Source organism: Bacillus sp. Marseille-Q1617, from assembly GCF_903645295.1.
Classification (GTDB): domain Bacteria; phylum Bacillota; class Bacilli; order Bacillales; family Bacillaceae_B; genus Rossellomorea.
Map to the genome: position 1 here is coordinate 732,433 of NZ_CAHJXM010000002.1, position 19,379 is coordinate 751,811.

Annotated in this window: 20 protein-coding genes; 7 read left to right on the forward strand and 13 right to left on the reverse strand. The window is 42.6% G+C overall.

Annotated elements, in window-relative coordinates; translation table 11 throughout:
• Positions 1 to 409: 409 nt before the first annotated feature.
• The 9 genes from HWX64_RS15010 to HWX64_RS15050 form a co-directional block, all read right to left on the reverse strand.
• On the reverse strand, positions 410 to 1,615 hold the full coding sequence (locus tag HWX64_RS15010; RefSeq protein WP_175990345.1) for an IS4 family transposase: 1,206 nt from the start codon (positions 1,613 to 1,615) through the stop codon (positions 410 to 412).
• Between the two features lie 458 nt (positions 1,616 to 2,073).
• Positions 2,074 to 2,373, reverse strand: coding sequence for a spore coat protein (locus tag HWX64_RS15015; RefSeq protein WP_175990346.1), 300 nt, complete (start codon positions 2,371 to 2,373; stop codon positions 2,074 to 2,076).
• Positions 2,374 to 2,387: 14 nt separating this feature from the next.
• A complete protein-coding gene (locus HWX64_RS15020) occupies positions 2,388 to 2,585 on the reverse strand; it encodes a hypothetical protein (protein WP_175990347.1) in 198 nt (65 codons plus the stop codon).
• A 59-nt stretch (positions 2,586 to 2,644) separates the two neighbouring features.
• The gene (locus HWX64_RS15025; RefSeq protein WP_175990348.1) at positions 2,645 to 3,781 is read right to left on the reverse strand and encodes a zinc-dependent alcohol dehydrogenase; all 1,137 of its coding nucleotides are present in this window, start codon (positions 3,779 to 3,781) and stop codon (positions 2,645 to 2,647) included.
• An 18-nt stretch (positions 3,782 to 3,799) separates the two neighbouring features.
• The gene (locus tag HWX64_RS15030; RefSeq protein WP_175990349.1) at positions 3,800 to 4,168 is read right to left on the reverse strand and encodes a spore coat protein; all 369 of its coding nucleotides are present in this window, start codon (positions 4,166 to 4,168) and stop codon (positions 3,800 to 3,802) included.
• On the reverse strand, positions 4,165 to 4,431 hold the full coding sequence (locus tag HWX64_RS15035) for a spore gernimation protein GerQ (RefSeq protein ID WP_148970834.1): 267 nt from the start codon (positions 4,429 to 4,431) through the stop codon (positions 4,165 to 4,167). The genes HWX64_RS15030 and HWX64_RS15035 overlap by 4 nt, the downstream gene beginning before the upstream one ends.
• 639 nt (positions 4,432 to 5,070) lie before the next feature.
• Positions 5,071 to 5,274 carry a hypothetical protein gene (locus HWX64_RS15040; RefSeq protein WP_175989744.1) on the reverse strand — a complete coding sequence of 68 codons (204 nt, stop codon included), beginning with the start codon at positions 5,272 to 5,274 and terminating at the stop codon, positions 5,071 to 5,073.
• A 476-nt stretch (positions 5,275 to 5,750) separates the two neighbouring features.
• The gene (locus HWX64_RS21975) at positions 5,751 to 5,900 is read right to left on the reverse strand and encodes a hypothetical protein (protein ID WP_254871162.1); all 150 of its coding nucleotides are present in this window, start codon (positions 5,898 to 5,900) and stop codon (positions 5,751 to 5,753) included.
• A gap of 593 nt (positions 5,901 to 6,493) precedes the next feature.
• A complete protein-coding gene (locus HWX64_RS15050) occupies positions 6,494 to 8,062 on the reverse strand; it encodes an alkaline phosphatase family protein (protein ID WP_175990350.1) in 1,569 nt (522 codons plus the stop codon).
• Positions 8,063 to 8,203: 141 nt separating this feature from the next.
• Between HWX64_RS15050 and HWX64_RS15055 the strand changes: the two genes are divergently transcribed.
• The 3 genes from HWX64_RS15055 (at position 8,204) to HWX64_RS15065 (ending at position 9,562) form a co-directional block, all read left to right on the forward strand.
• On the forward strand, positions 8,204 to 8,341 hold the full coding sequence (locus HWX64_RS15055) for a hypothetical protein (protein WP_175990351.1): 138 nt from the start codon (positions 8,204 to 8,206) through the stop codon (positions 8,339 to 8,341).
• 95 nt (positions 8,342 to 8,436) lie between these two features.
• On the forward strand, positions 8,437 to 8,823 hold the full coding sequence (locus HWX64_RS15060) for a cupredoxin domain-containing protein (RefSeq protein WP_175990352.1): 387 nt from the start codon (positions 8,437 to 8,439) through the stop codon (positions 8,821 to 8,823).
• 178 nt (positions 8,824 to 9,001) lie between these two features.
• Positions 9,002 to 9,562: a hypothetical protein gene (locus tag HWX64_RS15065; RefSeq protein WP_175990353.1), complete on the forward strand. Its 561-nt coding sequence runs from the start codon at positions 9,002 to 9,004 to the stop codon at positions 9,560 to 9,562.
• On the opposite strand, the gene HWX64_RS15070 is transcribed toward HWX64_RS15065, so the two are convergent.
• The gene (locus HWX64_RS15070) at positions 9,555 to 10,979 is read right to left on the reverse strand and encodes a sorbosone dehydrogenase family protein (protein WP_175990354.1); all 1,425 of its coding nucleotides are present in this window, start codon (positions 10,977 to 10,979) and stop codon (positions 9,555 to 9,557) included. The genes HWX64_RS15065 and HWX64_RS15070 overlap by 8 nt on opposite strands.
• Positions 10,980 to 11,168: 189 nt before the next feature.
• On the reverse strand, positions 11,169 to 12,434 hold the full coding sequence (locus HWX64_RS15075; protein ID WP_175990748.1) for a cytochrome P450: 1,266 nt from the start codon (positions 12,432 to 12,434) through the stop codon (positions 11,169 to 11,171).
• Between the two features lie 288 nt (positions 12,435 to 12,722).
• Here HWX64_RS15075 and aspA point away from each other — a divergent pair, with 288 nt between their 5' ends.
• Positions 12,723 to 14,153, forward strand: coding sequence for an aspartate ammonia-lyase (aspA, locus tag HWX64_RS15080; protein WP_175990355.1), 1,431 nt, complete (start codon positions 12,723 to 12,725; stop codon positions 14,151 to 14,153).
• Positions 14,154 to 14,411: 258 nt separating this feature from the next.
• Entirely contained in the window at positions 14,412 to 14,909 is a 498-nt protein-coding gene (locus HWX64_RS15085) for an undecaprenyl-diphosphatase (RefSeq protein WP_175990356.1), read from the forward strand.
• Between the two features lie 36 nt (positions 14,910 to 14,945).
• Here the strand turns inward: HWX64_RS15085 and HWX64_RS15090 are convergent, their stop codons facing one another.
• The gene (locus tag HWX64_RS15090) at positions 14,946 to 15,860 is read right to left on the reverse strand and encodes a superoxide dismutase (RefSeq protein ID WP_254871163.1); all 915 of its coding nucleotides are present in this window, start codon (positions 15,858 to 15,860) and stop codon (positions 14,946 to 14,948) included.
• A 260-nt stretch (positions 15,861 to 16,120) separates the two neighbouring features.
• On the opposite strand from HWX64_RS15090, the gene HWX64_RS15095 reads away from it, so the two are divergent.
• Positions 16,121 to 17,656, forward strand: coding sequence for a BCCT family transporter (locus HWX64_RS15095; protein WP_175990357.1), 1,536 nt, complete (start codon positions 16,121 to 16,123; stop codon positions 17,654 to 17,656).
• A gap of 61 nt (positions 17,657 to 17,717) precedes the next feature.
• Here HWX64_RS15095 and HWX64_RS15100 read toward each other — a convergent pair whose 3' ends face one another.
• Entirely contained in the window at positions 17,718 to 18,209 is a 492-nt protein-coding gene (locus tag HWX64_RS15100) for a hypothetical protein (RefSeq protein WP_175990358.1), read from the reverse strand.
• Between the two features lie 161 nt (positions 18,210 to 18,370).
• Here HWX64_RS15100 and HWX64_RS15105 point away from each other — a divergent pair, with 161 nt between their 5' ends.
• The gene (locus HWX64_RS15105) at positions 18,371 to 19,198 is read left to right on the forward strand and encodes a DUF2935 domain-containing protein (RefSeq protein ID WP_254871164.1); all 828 of its coding nucleotides are present in this window, start codon (positions 18,371 to 18,373) and stop codon (positions 19,196 to 19,198) included.
• The last annotated feature ends 181 nt before the right edge of the window (positions 19,199 to 19,379 follow it).

Below are 19,379 nucleotides of genomic sequence, written 5' to 3' on the forward strand. Positions count from 1 at the left end.
CACATTACCTCAGGAGAGGGTTAATCGGTAGTAGTTTTTATCTGGGAATTTGCTGACGGTTGGAGGCGCTGAGGGACAGGTTTCCTCGTCCCCCCGAAGACATAACCTCTCTGCTAAAATACAGAGAATCGACTTTTAGGAGCTGCCTTTCTGAAGACTCATCAACTAATTTCATATATCTCTGCAGGCACATAGGCATTATCATCATACAGGAAATTTGCAGCCTGACCCCTGATACGTTAATACGTTAGAGTACCGGGGGTCAGACCCACTAGCGTTGCACGAAAGTAATTAAATTGAATATATTCAATTATTTTACATCTATTTTGAGTTTCTAAATTAAAAAAGGGAAGTAAGGTGTTAACTCAACCTTGTTCCCTTTTTTTTACATATGTATAATGTGCCATTGTTATTTCTTCTTCGTTTTCTTTTCTTTCACCATCACAATCCCAGTATCACCAAAAAACAGATTCTTTTTCCCCAGAGGTTTTTGCACTTTCTGCCTTCCTTTGGATGGTTTCTTCCTTCGGTTTAACTCATTCAAGATTCTGTCTGCCGGTTGGAATAAATAAATCTGTAAGACTCGAAAGAAGTTCCATGCCGTCTTCGTTGAGTTCAGTTGAAGCTTGATTAACAGTGATAGCCCGTATGCGATTAGTGCTAGAAACATGTGATTCCAGATACCTTGCGGTTTGGTACTCCATATCTTTCTCATCTTGAGATGACCCTTTATCCATTTGAAGAAGAGTTCAATCAACCATCGGTTTTTGTAGATTTCGAGGATTTCCACATCCGTTAAATCAAAGCGAGTGGTCAAAATCCGATATACTTGATTCTTTTCATCGACAAACTCAATGTAGCGAACGGGTTCATTTGAAATACCAAAATTAACGGTCTCGTCTTTTAGAACAGACGAGTGAGTTGGTTCTCGTTCTTCCAATGTGTAAAGAACTAAGTTCTTTCCAATACGGGCAACAAAATCAATTTCTTTGTCCAACCAGTCCATCAAGTTTTTCTTCGATCCATACCCTCTATCCATGACATAGGTAGCGTTAGCCTCTTCAATGATGACATCTGAGCTTTCAAAGTCTGTCACATTACCCGTTGAAGGGACGATTTTATCTGGAAACACTGTATTTTTGGAAGTGACAACCAATCGTGTATGCATTTTAACAGCATTATGGCCCTTTGAAATAAAGGCCCAGTCACACATGTTTTCAGGTAACCGAAATTCTGTAGAATCCACGATGTCCAAACGTCCAATCGCATTCGAAATACCGTTTTGCTTCCGAGTGTAGTGACGAACTTTAGCCATTACTTTGATAAAAACACTTTGTACTACCTCGGTAGAAAGATCGTTGATCCGCCGGCTTATTTGAGAGCCACTAATCCCGTTGACATTCAATAGTTTCATTAGATCGGTATACGCTCGGATCTTTTCTTCAATATGAGAATACGAACTCATCTGATCCAGGTGCGCAGCCACACCTATCCTTAATAGGGCTTCGGTAGTCAGCTTCTTTCCATAATCAAGAAGAGGACATTGTAAATCTTCCGTAGGAAGTTGGGATAAACATTGACAAATTAACATTCTTTGACCTATACTTTTACTCATTGCGTGAGCTCCTTTTGTAGAAGATTAGGGAACGTTTAGGTCACTATCTTCTACATTAGGGCTTTTTTTGTTTTTGTAAAGAAATTTTACCATTTTGCGTTATTTTACATATTTTTGAAGTCGTGCAACGCTAGTGGGTCAGACCCTCACTCTTTTACAGCACCCATTCGTACTTCCCTTTCAAATAATAAGAAAAGGAATTGACCTTTTCACTTTAAAAAGTGAGGGAGATCAATTGCTTTCGTTAAGATTTAAAGTCAACAGGTGTATAAATTTTTATTTATATATTCAGACGACCTTCATTATGGAGTAGTAAAGGACAACCACTGGGAAACCAGCCCGATTTCTCTTCAAACAGGCAAAAGTTTACTTTTTATATCAAGCTAGTTTTGCGTAATGTAAAGATTAACCAAAATCAAGGAACAGTTGATCGTAGATCATATCTGCTCCTTGGTTTTTTAAAGTGTCGGCAGTTTTAAAGCAGTGTCGATATTCTGCAGGTTGAGATCAAGCTGCTCGTTCGTATCAAAGGCATGATACCAGCCCCGTTCCACCATATAACTCGAGATTTGCTCGTGCAGGTCCAGGGCTTCTTCCAAATGCTTTGTCATCACTTCTTTTATTTCAGGTGAACCCGTTTCAGTGATGGCCATCGCATAATTTCGGACGCCGCTTTTGGCTGCAATCAGAAGGTCTGTTGCGACTACCTGATCTGTAAGTGCCTTCATGCCTGTTAAATTTTCAGCAATAAAGTTCATCTTTATTCAACTCCTCATGATTGTTTTGCTTTGGAAAGAATAGCGGAGAATTCCTCCAGTTGACGTGTAGATGTTTGTACGTCTTGCTCCATGATTCTTTTGAGTTTCTCATCGGCAACAAGGGCTCTCATGGTTTTGGACTTGGTTAAACAATTAGTTTTGAATGAGGCCAGTTCCTGGACCTCCAGGACTTCATGCAATACATAATCCATTTCATCAACCTCCTTTGATTTGACGGGAGTTCAGTCTAAACTCCTGCGAGACAGCTTTTTTATGGTTTCAGCACGACTTTAATGCAATTATCTGTCTTAGTATCGAAAATTTCATAACCACGCTTGGCTTCGCTCAGTGGCAGCACATGGGTCACGACATCACCAAGGTCGATCTTGCCGGATGTAACCAAATCATACATATGTGGCATAAGGTGAATCATCGGTGCTTGTCCTGAGCGTATATTGATGTTTCGCTGCATGATGTCCCCAAGCGGGAATCCATTATATCTGCCGCCATAAACGCCTGTAATCTGGATGGTACCTGCTTTACGTACTGCCTGTGAAGCAATGACCAGGGCGCTCATGGCACCACCTTGGAGCTTTAATCCACTTGCAAGGAACTCCATATCGGTCATCTTTCCATCCATCCCAACCGCGTCAATGACGACATCGGCGCCCCCTTTGGTAATTTCCTTAAGATAGCTGCCAACATTTTCGTGGTCTTCAAAATTGACGATTTCCACTTTGTTTGTACGTTTGGCATGATCCAAACGATATTTGACATAATCTACAGCTATTACCCTTTTTGCACCCTTCATCCAGGCAAATTTCTGGGCGAACAAGCCAACTGGACCGCAGCCAAGGACAATGACCGTATCTCCGTTTTTGACTCCTGCATTATCAACGCTCCAAAAGCCGGTGGACATCGCATCGGCAATACAACTTAATTTCTCATCCGGTTCCTCGCAGGATTCAGGAATTTTAAAGTGGGTGAAATTGGCATAAGGAACTCTAAGATACTCAGCCTGCCCGCCAGCAAAACCGCCGGTAGTACCTGAATAACCGAAATAGGCTCCCATATCACCATTGTCATTGGAATTATCGCATTGGCTTTCCAGCTGATTTTTACAATAAATACATTCCCCGCATGCAATATTGAACGGGATGATGACGCGGTCGCCTTTTTTGAGATTTCTCACTTCAGGACCTACTTCTTCAACAATACCCATCGGTTCATGTCCGATGATATAGTCTTCCTGCATGTTCGGGATCATTCCATGGATCAAGTGGAGGTCCGAGCCGCAAATGGCGGTACTTGTGATTTTGACTATCATGTCATCCGGCTTTTCAATCTTTGGATCTGGAACTTCTTTGACTTCCACATTCTTGATGCCTTGGTAGGTTACTGCTTTCATGCTGATTTACCTCCAGTGTTATTGTTCATCCGGTGTCCGGTCAAACATTCCTTTTCTGTTAGTGTCAACAGGGAATAAGTTCATATTTGCAATCATATTTGTATTCTTGGCAGAGAGCTGATCCAATTGATATTGTTCACCCAGGTCATGAGGATGGAACCATTTTTTCTGGACCATAAGCTCTGTAATTTCCTGGTGCATCGCGATACCTTGAAAAAGCTGTTTCCGAAGTGCTGCTCGTAATTCGGGTGTGGTTGTTTCCGTTAAAGCAACAGCCGTATTTCTAACACCTTCTTTTGCACGAACGAGAAAATCCAATGCAAATGTCATATCAGCGAGTTCCGGCATATTCAGTGCATTAATGGGATCTAAATAATCTTGATTCAATGTACGTTACCCTCCTTATCATCGATAATTGGTGTCGGGCGGCTCTGTGGAACCGGGGCTTCAAATGGTGCGTGTTTATAGATCTGCTGTAATTCAGCAAGATCTAACATGGATTGCTGCACATCTTTTTCCATCAATTCTCTAAGGTCCTGGTCAAAAACAAGACCCTGCATCAATTTTGACTTTGCTACACATAAAGTTTTCAAATTGATCGCTTCATGCAGGTCCAAAGATTCGTGTGGAGCCAATTGATACTTATCCAATGAAACAGACCTCCTTTTTCTTAGTTTTTAGAGTGTTTTTCTTAGGGATTTACTGATACCTGGTCTTCAGCGGCAGCTTTCTTTTAGGTAATGTCTCATATAGAAGGTGGCCACTTGTTTAAGATACCCCTTTAATATTTACCTTAAGAAGGATAGTATACGTTTTGTATATATAAGAGTTGGGGGGACACACTGGTTGCCCCACTAGCACATTAAAAGGGGACGGAATCCCGTCCCCGCGTGCATTTATTCAAATAAATCGACCAATAACTCCCAGAACACTTTCACTTTCTCGGAAAAAGGGGCCGACCCCCGGTTCGTTAAGAGGGTAGTGTGCAGGTCGTCTGGTCCTGATTTCTATATATCACTACGAGCCCTTCGCTTGTTATACGAGATCTTTGTCCCAACCAGCCTTAAATATGTTTCTACCAGTAGGGGGTGAACGGTTTAATCGACGGGATTTAAGTCCCACGGGCAGGGACGTTCTACCATGGCTACTGTTATAGTAAGACCATATTAAAAAAGGTCAACCAGAAATATCTAGAATTCTGATTAACCTTATAATACGAACGGGCAGGTTAGTTCAAATTCTGTTTTAAATAAATATAAGACGGTGAAAAAAGCACCGTCAATAATTTGCTATTTATTTTGTGTTAATTCTTTATAATAAAGGTAATCGACTTTATGCTTTGTAGCCATTAACTGTGAAGCCAAAATTGCCGTATAAACAGTGGTTAGTACAATTGCTCCAACACCAAGACCTGGAAGGTTTATCTTATTAGATGTACTCATTCCATTATTGCTTGTGCTCATAGCATTATTACTTATGGGTGCTTCTTCCATTTTATTAACCCCCTAATTTGTTATAGGGGTATTATTTGTAACGGCAGTTAAACTTATACTCCAAAAAGTAACTTAGCGAAAGAAAACAGGCAGGTCTTAAAAACTTAAAGTTTGTGAACAAATGTACTTAAACTAAACGGGGGCGTTAATGAAACAACAGGAATCATCCAAATCGACTTCCCGATTACAAAACAACAGTCCTATTAAACAAAGTCCTTACTTATATTTTGAAAAATCCCTCTTCAAAATCGAATATGAGTTTCAAACATTCTGGACTATATTTTCCGTTTCTTTTTGTAACTTCGTTATAATGCTCTAGAATCCAGTACGCACGCTTTTTCTTTTTTCTACTCTTAAATAGGGAGTGATTTCTTTTAAAATGTTAAGGACATCATTTTTGTTCTTTATTGTAAATGAATAGGAGTTTAGATGACGAGATGGATTGTAGTTTTTCTTTTTAGAAATTTGTCCCTTGGTTAAGTCTTGAAGATACTCGAGAAGTTCCCTATCAGTCGACGCAACAGAAATACAAGGTCTCCTATGTTCATTTTCATGGATGCGGGTAGTGTGATTGACCCTTCTCCATCAATGATACCTGCTAAATAGGCGGTTTCCCAGTCCGTCACGTTTTCAGCCCCTGTCCTTTTTCCTTTTATATATGTGTTTCCCCAAAAATAACAGTTGTGAACATAATTTCCAGTAAAAGTTTAAAACATAATGATTCGTCTCTTTCAGTGAAAAAACGATGCTTGTCGGGGGTCAGACCCGGAATTTCGTTCAGTCAAGAACCATATAAGAAGTTCAATAAAGGATTAATAAATGGACAGAATGAATAGTAGAGGCTTGCACATAAGTTTTTTATTTTCGTTAAATGTAGAATTAGAATTTAGCTCTTTCCAGCGGTTGATTGGAGTGCAAGACGAAGACTCCTGCGGGAAGAGTAGCTTATTAGAAAAGCGGAAGGGCTTCGCTCAGAGGCGGGGGGCATAAGACGAATTGGCCAAGAAGGCGTTCTTTGCCTTCTTGGCCGGTTTGGCTTATGATCTGTGCCTCTAAGCCCTGCAGCTGGACAGGTGAGACCCCACTGGCTTGCCGAGGAGGCTCACGGGCTACCCGCGGAAATCGAAGTCTTGCACGGAAATCATTAGCGGTATTAAGAACCTATACTTTATTTGTTCGTCTTTATGTGGTGGTTTTTTAGTTTTGTTGTCCCAGCCTCTTATCTTTGGATAATCTCCATAATCCAACCTTTTAAATCAACAATTCTTAAGTTTTCAATGTTTTTATCTGTTCCTGACACGATGAGTGGAACCTTTGAATCTGCCTTGTGCATCGAGCCATGGGCACCTCCGCCGGAATGCTCCGGTGAACTTTCTCCAATGAATTCATATCCTGGTTTGGCATCGGTGATAAGAAAGCGGCCGTTTTGTGATTCTGCTGCTCCATACAGCCTTGCTAAAGCATCGGGATAATCCCCAAAGCTGATTGTATTCTCATTCACTTTCATATCGAGGATATCAATGTTTCCTTTTACCGACCATGTCTGATGATATTGATCTCTATAGGGGCCGCCTGGCTTAAATGACAGTTCACCTTGATGATCAGGCGAAATCATTTTAATACCTTCGTTGTCCTTCCATGCTATCCAGGCAATACGGGATTCTTTTTGTAATTTTTCCGCCATTCCCCGCTGCTGAATGTCCTCTTTAAGCATATAAACATACGCCATCCGTTCATTTGCGGTGATTACAATTTCGTCTTTAGCCCGGACCGCTTCGCCAAGCTTCAATATGTTGTATTCAGAGAGTTCTTTTCTAAGGTCTATAAGAGCTTCTTTTTTATTTGATTTCACTAAGGATTGGTTGCTGTCGCCCATAATGACCCACACTAGGTTATCGAGTGCCTCGTTCCAATCAGGGAAGCTGTTCAGAACGTTTTGAAGCTGTTTATCTGCATCTTCTATTCCTTTAATCGCGGAAGGGCCTTTTCTGTGTACCGTAAAATCGTTTTCCGGTAAATACAGGATTGTAAAAGAAGGCAGCGTGTTGGTTTTAAGAAGATATGTCAACTCCTCGGCTGCAAAAGAATCATTCAGGCCAATCCGATTGACGATATGATGGTTTTCCTGATTCTCTCTGGAAAACACCCCTAATGACAGCGTTTCGGGGCCCATGGTTTGTATTTCATCAGGCAGTTTGGCTACTGCCGAAATGAAGCCCGGGACCTTCAAGGTATGAGGATGATTTCCACGGTAAATCAAAGCGTTTATAGAAGCAGTCTTAAAGCCTGCATTGTCCAGGTCCTCATGTATGGTTTTTACATTGCTGCTCAAGTCTTGATTGTTATACGCATAAAGACCATTCTTTGCAAAATCAGAAACACCCAGCTTCAATATTTCAAAAAATCCATTTCCATAGGTGATGATTCGTCTTTCTTTATCATCAAACCAGACAAGCCCCGGAATTTTATGCTGATCTGGATAAGTGCCTGTAATTAAAGAACTGTCAATCGTGACCGACATGGTCGGATACGAACTTACAAGATCAGTGCTGTATTGGCCGTTCTTTTTTAAAAATTCCAGGGCGGGGGCTTTACCGTCCTCAATTGCCTTGTTCAGCGGTTCTTCCATCAATGAGTCAATGACGAGGAGAATCACTTTCGGATGGGGCTCGCTGCCGGTTTGCAGAGGGAGCGGTTTCTTGGTATCAAGGGACGGGACCTGGCTGCTGCCGGTACACCCGATAACAAAAATAAGAAAAGAAAAAATGAATACTAAACGCTTTATCATGACTTCATCCCCAGTAATGGTCTGTTTCTTACCTTTTAGTATGAACAGATGCATTAAATTATTGTGTAATATAAGGGGACATAAAATCTTCGCTGCTGCAGCATACTATTTTTAGCAAAATAATGAATGGAGGTTTTGAAAATGGATGAAATTAGAAATACAAATCAAGTGGAAGAAGTCAATAAACACCTTAAAGAAATTCCTAAGGAAGCCGCAGAAAGAAGAATAGAAAAACAGCCGCAAACTGGTAAAAACGAGAAAGCCATTAAGCCATTTTAAGCACATAATACCTTTTGGAAGTCTGATCCTGGATAGGTAAGGCAAACCAAGGAATCTTACTGCATAAGCAAAAAATAGCGTAGGAGGGATTGCGCATGTCTGTCAAAAAGGTAAGAGGATTGTTCGTTGTACTTGCAATGGTTATGGTTATGACAACTTTAGGGTCGCAAGGCGTATTTGCCGAATCCGATGTGGTCACTCAGCCAGTGGAGACGGGAAAATCGATTGAGGTCGAGTTGAACGATGATTTCTTTAATCCAAAAGCCATCACGATTCCAAGTGGAAAAGCCACCACGTTGATATTGAAAAACAAAGGTGTGAAAGAGCATACCTTCACCGTGGAACAGCTCGGAGTGGATACAGAAGTCCAGCCGGGAAAAGAAAAAACCATTACACTTAACCCGAAACAGGCCGGTACATATGAACTGATATGCCGGTACCATTTCCGGGAAGGAATGGTCGGGGAAGTAATCGTCAAATAAGAAGCGGGCCGATATGGCTCGCTTTTTTTGGTTAAGCAAATCAATTATGATCAATGACTTACATAACAGCCAGCTGTGCTTCACTAACAAATGTTGATCACTCATAATGGTTCCATCTCTAATAAATGGTAAATAGAATGTAGGGTAACGTGTAAACCATTTAGAACGGGGTGGAAAGGTGAATCCTTTTAAAGCTATTTCTAGTGACGTTCGTTCGTATCAAATAATATTCAATAAACATAAAAAAACGATAAAGCTGATGTTAGTGTCTATTTTTTCCTGCATCGCTGCCATCCTGCAGGCTGCAGGCGGCTTTTTACCTGGTATAGGATTATTTATCAGTCCGCTTGCCACTGCACCTATTCTGTTATGCTCCATGTTGTCCATTCCATTTGGAGTCATGTCCTACTTTTTGACAATCATGTTGTTATTCATCCTGCAGCCTACTGAACTCATTATATTCCCTTTTACAACAGGATTGTTGGGACTTGGCATAGGGGGAGCTTTTCGTTGTTTTAAGGGGAGATTAAGTATCATTGCTGCAGGTGCCATTCTTTTAATGGCAGGGATCGTGTGCTTGCTATTCATTCTTCACTTCTCCGTTTTAGGTCCGGCCGTATCTGCTTCCTTTTCATTCCTTACCATGGGATGTATCTTTTTATTTTCTTTCCTTTATAGCTGGTTGTGGGTTAAAATGGCTTTGATCATCTTTAACAGAATAAAGAGGATGATCATTTAGTGATCCATGGAACGATTTCATAAATGGTCCCTTGGTTAAGGTCAGTCACTTTCGTAGAGCCATAAACCCCTAAATATAATGTGGTTTGATTCAGGTTCGTTCCTAAATTGACAAAATAGGCTGATTGCGGCCCGAAATCATAATCGATTTCGATCACGCTAAACTCATTTTGTTTACCATCTGGTCTTAGGGTAGTGTAAGCTAAAGCTCCTCTAACCTGAGGTTGTGATTCTTTCCGGGCAAGATCGGTGAACACAACGCTTCCCGTTAAGCCGGGGATTATGTTCCCCATATACGGCTGAACGCCAGTTAGTGCCGTTCCTCCAAATTTATCGCGTCTGATGTCACGATGATAATAACTGGTTAAAGGGTGAAGGCGGCTCCCTGAAAGTGTGACTGCTTCATTGTAAAAGGCAATTGTTTTCTCATCCAATTCTTGATTTGTTGAGCAGGCTCTTATAATCAAAGAAGGAAAATCACCTTCCCAGCCCCGCCAGCCAAAGTTAATGAATCCTTCTTTGTCTTGTTCAACATTCATGGAAGAAGCTTGGACAAGCTCTGTAACCGGTATTGGTTTATAATTCACAAATGAAAAAATCGATTCGACCAGATCCTGTCCGACATTTCCTGCATATTTCACATACTGATTATAAAATCGTTGATATGAAATGCCTGGTATATTGCGGACGCCTTTTGCCATTACGGTGAGCGTTTCCTGAATGGATGCGGGAAGTTCATTAAAACGGGTGACGATGGGTGGGTTAGGGATGTGTGGATTCTTACTTACATCCATTTCAATTACCTTACCGGCGATTTCCATGTCATCCTGGCTTAAGTTGAATGGATCATAGCCGGACCCTCCATCTCCGGTTGTTAACACAAGTTTTCCTGTTTCAGGTGAGAAATGTAAACTATTGAATCCATTATGATTATAAAATGGTCTTCTAATATTAAGTAATGTCCGCCGTTTCCCCGGTTTCCCATTCGATTGTAAAACCCATTCTTCAAACGTATCAATATGATCGTATTGCTTTTCTCTATTATTCCACTTTAGATTTAACGTTGCAGGATCACACGGATCAGGTTTAAAAGATTGGGAAAGAGCACCTGGCCCTTGTGTTCCAGCTGCTGAATAATGAAGATAAAACAGGCCGTTATAATAAAAATTCGGATGAAACGCAAGCCCCAGCAATCCCCGTTCATCATATCCACGGCCAGAAACACCCAGCTTCAGGATTCGAGGGCGAATATCTAAAAATGTCCTTATCTCCCCATTTCCTATGTAAAAGATTTCCCCTACCTGGGTTGCGATAAATAGCCTTTCCTTTGAGTCACCCGGGAGTAGGGCTGTTTTCAAAACAGTGGGTAAATTTATCTTCTCTACGATGGGCCGTAAACCAACCTTCACTTTTTTCAACTGACATCGCACCCCTTCTTATCGTTTTCTTCTAATAAGAATATGATTTGAATGGACTATTCATTCAACATTAGGCTGGGGACTTCGCGCCGCAAGTAATTTCATTAAGGGAGAGTGTGTCAGTTCAATGGTTATTGTGTATACGGAAACCTGGTACGAAGACTTATATAAAAAAACCCCCCCCCGCTTTTAGCGGAGGGTTGATCGCTTTCGGACATTTTTGAGAATCATTCTGCTATGGGGAAGGCTTGGCATGCTGACCAGGCTGTAGCTCAAATCCTGACGGGGGACTTCATATTCAATTGATTCCAGGAGATGGTGCAGACTCACGTTTAGTATGTCAAGAGTGACAAACTCTCCCGCACATCGATGCCCAAGAAAATAATCGCCTCCGCCCTGAGGAATAAAGTTAAACGGGCTCCCTTCCCAGTTTTCGAAACGGCTTGGTCTGAATTGATCAGGGTTGTCCCAAATACGTGAATCGTGATTGGTCCCGTATAGGTCCAACAAGCTTAAGGTTCCTTTTTCGAAATGGAACCCATTCCAGGTGAAATCCTTTTTCACGATGGCACCCACAAAAGGAAAGAAAGGATAGAAGCGCCTCACTTCCTGGATGAATGGCTGATATGGTCCCTCTTCTTCTTTCAGTTTTTGTGCTTCTTCCGGATGCTGGTGCAGAGCGTGGGCGAGAAAGGTGATGAAGATGGAAATGGCCACCATTGGCCGCAGCAGGTTCAGCATCTCCACGGATACGATGTCCTCATCCAAAAGTTGACCCTCCAAATCACGGTGCCATGCAAATTTATATACAATCGACGTCTCAGGAATATCGATGCTTCTCTGCCTGATCTGTCCAATGATCTCCTTCATCCATTTTTCAAGACGATTTCTCGCTCTTCTTCCTGCCCAATGCTTAGGTCCCACGGCTGTGGGCGATTCGTACATGGCCGCCAAGTCCTCCGTAAGCGCTGGGATATCCTCATCTAACACCGGCACGCCTGTCCACCTGCAGGCCGTCCGGCACAAAATTTCCTTCGCCTCATCATAAAGAATGACTTCATCCATGTCATCCCATTGATCTGTTGCACGATGCCATTCCTCCTCATGGATGCCAGCTAACCTCTTCAACTCTTCCCGGGTCATGACTGACATGAATAACTCTTTTCGGTGCTTGTGGTGCTCCCCGTCCAGGGATTGGACTCCATTCTTCCCAAAAAGCGTTTGAGCAGCCCGTTCAGGTGCTGCCCCTTTCCGTTTGAACTTTGCGTTATCATAAAATAGTTCAGCCGCATCCTTGCCGCTCAAGCAAATGGCTTTCTTACCCAAGAGCCTTGTTTCAAACACATCTGAACCAAAGCCTTGCCGTCTATTCGGTATGTACAGGTATCCTTCCCTGAGCAGGGCCAACGTGTGATCCAGTCCTTGTTCTTTGGGGGTTTGCTCTTCATTAGACATCATGTTCACTCCATATTTTTGGTTAGGAATCTTTTTATCTTTTATTCCCATTTGGATGGTGGAACAAACTTAGGTTTTGACCTATAAATAAATTCCTAAGGGTGCTGTCTATCGGTTATAAGCAATTGCTGGCCGGCCGGTATCTATTGGTGCTATTATTTTCACATGCGTATTTCTCGAGGAAATGCGCTTTTCTTAACGGCGCCATTAAAAACCATTGCTTCCTCCCCGATAAATTGATAGAATCTCGAATGGTAGTACTGAAAAACGAACAAGAGGGGTAGAGACATGATAACTGCTGCAAGCGGATATAGAATTGAAAAAGATTTCCTCGGGCAAAAGGAAGTACCTGAGCATGTATATTATGGGATACAGACGTTACGGGCGGTGGAAAACTTCCCGATAACAGGTTATAAAATTCATAAAGAAATGATCCATGCACTGGCAGTGGTCAAAAAAGCGGCTGCGCTTGCGAATATGGAAACGACACGCCTTTATGATGGCATCGGTCAGGCGATCGTGCAGGCTTGTGATGAGATCCTTGAAGGAAAGCTTCATGACTATTTCATCGTCGATCCGATTCAGGGAGGCGCCGGGACGTCCATCAACATGAATGCGAACGAGGTCATTGCCAACCGTGCCCTCGAACTGCTTTCCCATCAAAAAGGGGAATATGGGAAAGTCAGTCCGAATAGTCACGTGAATATGGCGCAGTCGACCAATGACGTATTCCCGACGGTCATCCACATTTCGACTCTTACGTTATTGGATAAGCTCTTGATCACGATGGAAGATATGCTGTCTGTTTTCAAAAAGAAAGCCCAGGAGTTTGATCACGTCATCAAAATGGGCCGCACCCATCTCCAGGATGCCGTACCGATCAGGCTTGGCCAGGAATTCGAGGCATACAGCCGGGTGGTTGAACGGGATATCAAGCGAATCGGACGGACCCGCGAGCACCTGTATGAAGTAAATATGGGGGCGACGGCGGTAGGGACCGGTTTGAATGCCGATCCGGAATATATCAAGAGTGTCGTGAAACATTTGGCTGAAATCAGCGGACTGCCTTTGACGGGAGCCGAGCACCTGGTCGATGCCACGCAAAATACCGATGCTTATACAGAGGTTTCTTCTGCATTGAAGGTGTGCATGACAAATATGTCCAAGATCGCCAATGATTTGCGTTTGATGGCTTCGGGACCGCGCGCCGGCCTGGGGGAGATCTCCCTTCCTGCAAGGCAGCCTGGTTCGTCCATCATGCCTGGAAAAGTCAATCCGGTCATGCCTGAGCTCATCAATCAGGTAGCCTTCCAGGTGATGGGGAATGATCAAACGATTTCCCTGGCTTCTGAAGCGGGCCAGCTTGAACTGAACGTGATGGAACCAGTTCTTGTATTCAATCTTCTGCAATCCATCAGCATCATGAACAATGCGTTCCGAAGCTTCACCGACAACTGCCTGAGCGGCATCGAAGCAAATGAAACGCGCATGAAGGAATATGTAGAAAACAGCGTGGGCATCATTACAGCGGTCAACCCGCATTTAGGGTATGAAGTCGTTTCAAGAATCGCGAGGGAAGCGATCTTGAAAGGGAAATCAGTCAGGGAGCTTTGTCTTGAGTATGATGTCCTGACTGAAGAAGAACTCGATCTGATCCTGAACCCTCATGAAATGACCAACCCGGGGATTGCTGGCCGAGTGCTGTTTGATCGGGAATAATGTATGTTCAAAGCTGCAGATCCATTCTGCAGCTTTCAGCTTGTAGACTAAGTCCAGGAATCGGACCGGGTCTACAAGCTTTTTTGTTTTTTGTTAGTTGAGGTGTTTTATCAACGTTCCTCTATCGATAATAAATAATAGGATCTGTTAAAGCTTATTGTAGTTATTAATCAACAGCGGTGATTTAGCAAAGGATTTTCACATACTTCCTGCATAACTGGGGAATTTTAAAGGTATCTATGAATGGGAGGCATATTTATGGACGACAGACTATTCAGGCGACTCAATCTGCTTTCTGGAGGCTCGGCCCCGATTGATTGGCTGATGATCTTTTTATCAAAAAAGGTTCGTTATGTGTATATAGTTGTTTTGATCTTCATGTGGTTTCGGAATGAAGAGTATAGAAAAGTGGGCTGGAATGCCATCATGTCTTCAGGGATGTGTTTGTTTCTTCACACTTTGATTAAGTTGTTTTACTTTAAGCCGCGTCCATTTGTCAAACGGCGGGTCGGCATACTCATTCCTTCAAAGATGGATTCTTCATTTCCGAGTAAGCATACCCTGCTTGTATTTGCTGTATCTACATCTATTTATCTTTATGACCGTGCCCTCGGTTCGTTGATGTGGCTATTATCATTATTGACTGGTTTCTCTCGTATTTGGGTGGGGCATCATTATCCATCCGATATTATCGGAAGTGCTTTTATGGCTTCCATGATCAGCTTGATAGTGGGGAAACCTGCTGGTAAAGAATAAAGGAACCTTCCTATGGGTGAAGGTTCCCCAGTTTGTTCAATAAGCCTTCCATTTTACTTTTTTGGCTTCGTTATATCGTTTCTCGACTTCGTTCCAATTGACGATATTCCACCAATTGTCTACGTACTTTCCTCTGTTATTTTCATATTGCAGGTAATAGGCGTGCTCCCAGACATCCAGTACGAGGAGGGGGATGACGTCCCATTGGCTCAGGTTTTGATGTTTCTCCGCCTGCAGGATTTCAAGACGCTGTGCACGCGGCGCCCATACAAGAATCGCCCATCCGACCGCTTCTACATTTTTCGCGGCTTCAGAAAAATGACGCTTGAATTGATCGAAGCTCCCAAACGCTTGATTGATTTCAGATAAAAGGGGACCTTTAGGCTTTCCGCCGCCTTTAGGAGCCATTATATTCCAGAAGATGGTGTGCAAGTAATGCCCCGCTCCATTGAAAGCCGCTTCCCTTTCCCAATGCTTGATCAACGAGAAATCATTGTTCCTTCTGGCTTTCTCCATTTCCTTTTCCGCTTTATTGAGCCCATTCACATAGCTTTGATGATGTTTATCGTGATGGAGTTTCATGATTCTCCTGTCAATATAAGGTTCGAGTGCATCATAGGAATAAGGGAGCGGGGGAAGTGTATGTTTGCCAATGGGAACAGGGGAGTGATTCCTCTCGTCATATGTTTCCCGTAAGTCCCATATTGTTTTCCATTGTTCGGTTAAACTGGTGCAGGTTTGTTCCAGCTGATGCGCCGTATGATGATCAAACAAGTTACGGTTCATTTTGATTTGTTCTAACTGGTTGAGGAAATCGTCCAACTGGTCGCTGTATTGTGTAGTCTCGTCACAGACCGGAAGCTGGTTGAGGTCGCATGCTTTGTTCCATTCCTCGATTAAAAGCAAAGCCCGCCGGTCCATGTTATCCAATAAATTCTGTACCTCGCTCATGAATATCCCGCCTTTCTTCATCGTTACACTATATGTAATTCAGGCAATTTTTAATTCCTATAAATCCTTTTCGTTATATTCCCTTCAATGTCCCCGGCCTTTTGCAGCAATCACGTTAATTTCTATATCTAATAAAGAATAAAATGGCAGGACCTTAGATATACTTTTCTTCGATTTTCCTGTTTTTATCTATTATGAGAGGGTAATGGAATATGTGGAAATAGTCGTAGATTCACGGAAAGAGGAGGATTTAGGTTTACATGAGTCACAAGCGTTTGATCGATTATAGAATTTTTCTTCCCTCATTACTGATTGTAATAGGGATCAGTATTCCCTTTGCCTTTTATGAGGCAGAGTCATTGGAGCTGTTGAACTCCATCTTTGATTATATTGTTGACGTATTCAGCTGGGGCTACCTCTGGTATGGAGTGATCCTCGTGGCAGCGGCATTGTATTTTTCTTTTTCAAAATATGGACAGGTCGTCTTGGGGGATCCGGCTGAGAAGCCCCGATTTACTTTATTCGAATATGCGTCAATTTTGATTGCGATGGGGATCGGGTCGACGATCATGAGGACGGGGATGCTGCAGTGGACGTCCGTCGCCAATGATCCGCCGGCGGGAGTCGATCCCGGATCGGCCGAGTCTTTATTGTGGGGTAATTCCTACAGTATGTTCCTTTGGGGATTCCAGGTGTTCGCGATTTTTGTGATGATCGCACCGGCAATGGGGTATGTCCTTCATGTCCAGAAACGTCCTCTCATGAGAATCTCAGAGGCTTGCAGGGTTCTTTTTGGTGACAGGTTTACAGATGGATGGGGAGGAAAGTTCCTGGATATTCTTTTCCTTATCAGTATTCTGACCGGGGCTGCTGTAACACTGGGACTTGGGGCGCCGATCATTACGCATAACTTATCTGCCCTATTAAATGTAGAAGTGACCTTCACAATGACGATCATTGTCACTATTATTTGGGTATTCTTATTTTCGCTCAGTGCGTATTTGGGGATCGAGAAGGGAATCAAACGATTAAGTACATTCAATATGTATTTAGCGGGAGTTTTTGCCATTTTGATTCTCGTTGCAGGACCAGGCGTCTTTATTTTAAATTATTTCACAGACAGCGTTTCCTTTTTATTAAGTCATTATCTTACCTTTTCCTTAAATACGGATTCCGTACACCAGGGAGAGACTTCGCACATCCAGAGTAATACAGTATTCTGGTTTGCCTATAGTGCCACATGGGCCATGCTGCACAGCGTGTTTGCTGCTAAAATCTCGCGGGGGCGCACGATCAAGGAGATGATCTTAACCTATCTCTTGGCACCGACGATGATTTCCTGGATTGCGACAGGGGTCCTCGGCGGATTGGGGGTTCACCGTTACCTGACAGGGGAGGTGTCCATCCTGAAGCTTGTCAAGCAGGATGAACGTATGGCGGCTATCCCTGAGATCCTTCATACCCTGCCTTTCGGAGGCATCATGATTACAATTTTTATCATAGTGGCATTGATATTCCTTACGACTACCCTTGATTCGACTACCTATACCGTAGCGGCGTATACAAGTACGAGGGATATGAGTGAACATGAACCGGCCAAAATGCTCCGTATCGTGATAGCAGGGGTAATCGCAGCTCTTGCTCTGCTGCTTATGCGCATCGGCGGGCTGGCTCCGCTTGAAGTGATCTCCGGCCTGATGGGGCTTCCGATCATCTTGGTGCAATTCATCCTGATTTATGCTGCCAAGAAGATGATGGATAAAGATAAGGCGTGGAAATATAATATACGGAAATAGTAAGGGCATAACCTCTTATCGTAAACTGCGATGAGAGGTTTATTTTTTGAAGGGATTGTCCTTACATATTTTCCGCCTGACCTTCCTTTTTACCCCTGGTGGAAAAAATCTTTTCATATACATATTGAAACCCATACATGGATATCGATTTCACTAAAAAGAGTAATGATAGCTGGAACCTCGTAAACCTGATCAAGGTGACATACCCGATTTTCTTGAACCAATTCAGCATGATCGTAGTGAAGAAGGAGTCAACAATCAAATTGACCAGAAAATAAATCGAGAATTTACCATAAGTGTATCTTAATATCCAAAGGGAGCCCACAAAGAAAGGACCCATGATCAATGGCAGTTCAGCTAATACGTTCGGTTTTATTGAAAAAGGGAACCACCACCATTTCCTCCGCGTTGCTAAAGTGCCTTCTCCGAGGAGATACAGGCTCATGAAAATGGTCCCGGGTAAAAATCTTCTAAACGTTTTATTACCCAGAAGGGGGATGGACAACCAGGGAAGCAGGGTCATTAACGTGATCATTAGTTTTCGATTCTTCATAAAAGGACATCCTCTACATCATAGTGGTACCTCTATTTTTCCTTTTTTATGAAATAATTATGTATCTGGGAAAGGATTCTTTCATTCGATGAAAGTTGCACATGAAGTCCTTCTTTTTTGACTCCTGATTAAATATATAACTATAAAAGGGAGGTAAAGATGTGGCTAATCAAATGATCACGATATGGGAGGAACACTTATTCTGGCTTGAGGTATTACAGGATCATGCTTATTTCATAAGGGACCACTTGTCTGCAGCGGAAGAAGAGTATGTCGAAGCGTCTCAGCGGTACATTCAACTATTCGGGGAGCTTATCGAGCAGTTAAACCGTATTCCAAGTACAGCAGGTCATGGGGATGAAACCATGATTCAGTTTTCAAATAGAGTGTGGCCAGTGGCAAAAGGCTACTTTGAATTTGAAGGAATGCTGCAGTCATTGAGGATCGACAATAAAGTAAATCTTAATCTTTCCCCAACCTATTTAAACGGCACACTTGCAGAAAATCAGGAATACCTAAGGTTTTTAGGGTATCTAATGAAAGGTCAGGAACCTGAGCCCCTTTCACTGTGGGAACTGATGGATTTATGGCTCGAAGACCAGCTGGGTCACGCTTTATTATTCCAAAACATGCTGGACCCGATCGAAATTGGTGCGAGCAGGCGGGCAGAGGCGTATATAAACCAATATCAAGTATATATCGTTCAAAACCGCCATCTTAAAGGATATCTCAGATTCAAGCAGCCCGGTTTTGCCCGGCAGAGGGAATTTGCATATGAAGTCGGCCGGACGACATTGGAGATGAGTCAGTATATCTCAGGAATGGTTGTGAAATATAATAAGAAAAAACTGCTGAATAAAACCACTCTCCGCTTTTTGGAGCACCATTTTCCAGAAACCTGTTATTTCATAAAAAAACTCAGTTATTATTCTCCAAAGTTAAAGGAGGCTGCAGGGGCTTGTTCCTTGAAAAGAGCTTCCTACTTATGATCTTTGATTTGGATGCTTGAAAAGTGAACGTTTAGAACCGGTGAGACATCTTCATTTTTCCGAATTATCAATTCATAAAACGCTCTCAACATTATTCAAAAATAATGTTGAGAGTTATTTTTTTGCGGATTGAGGAATTCTTTCCAACATTGTTACCGTTTTGTGAATAACTTTCGTCTAA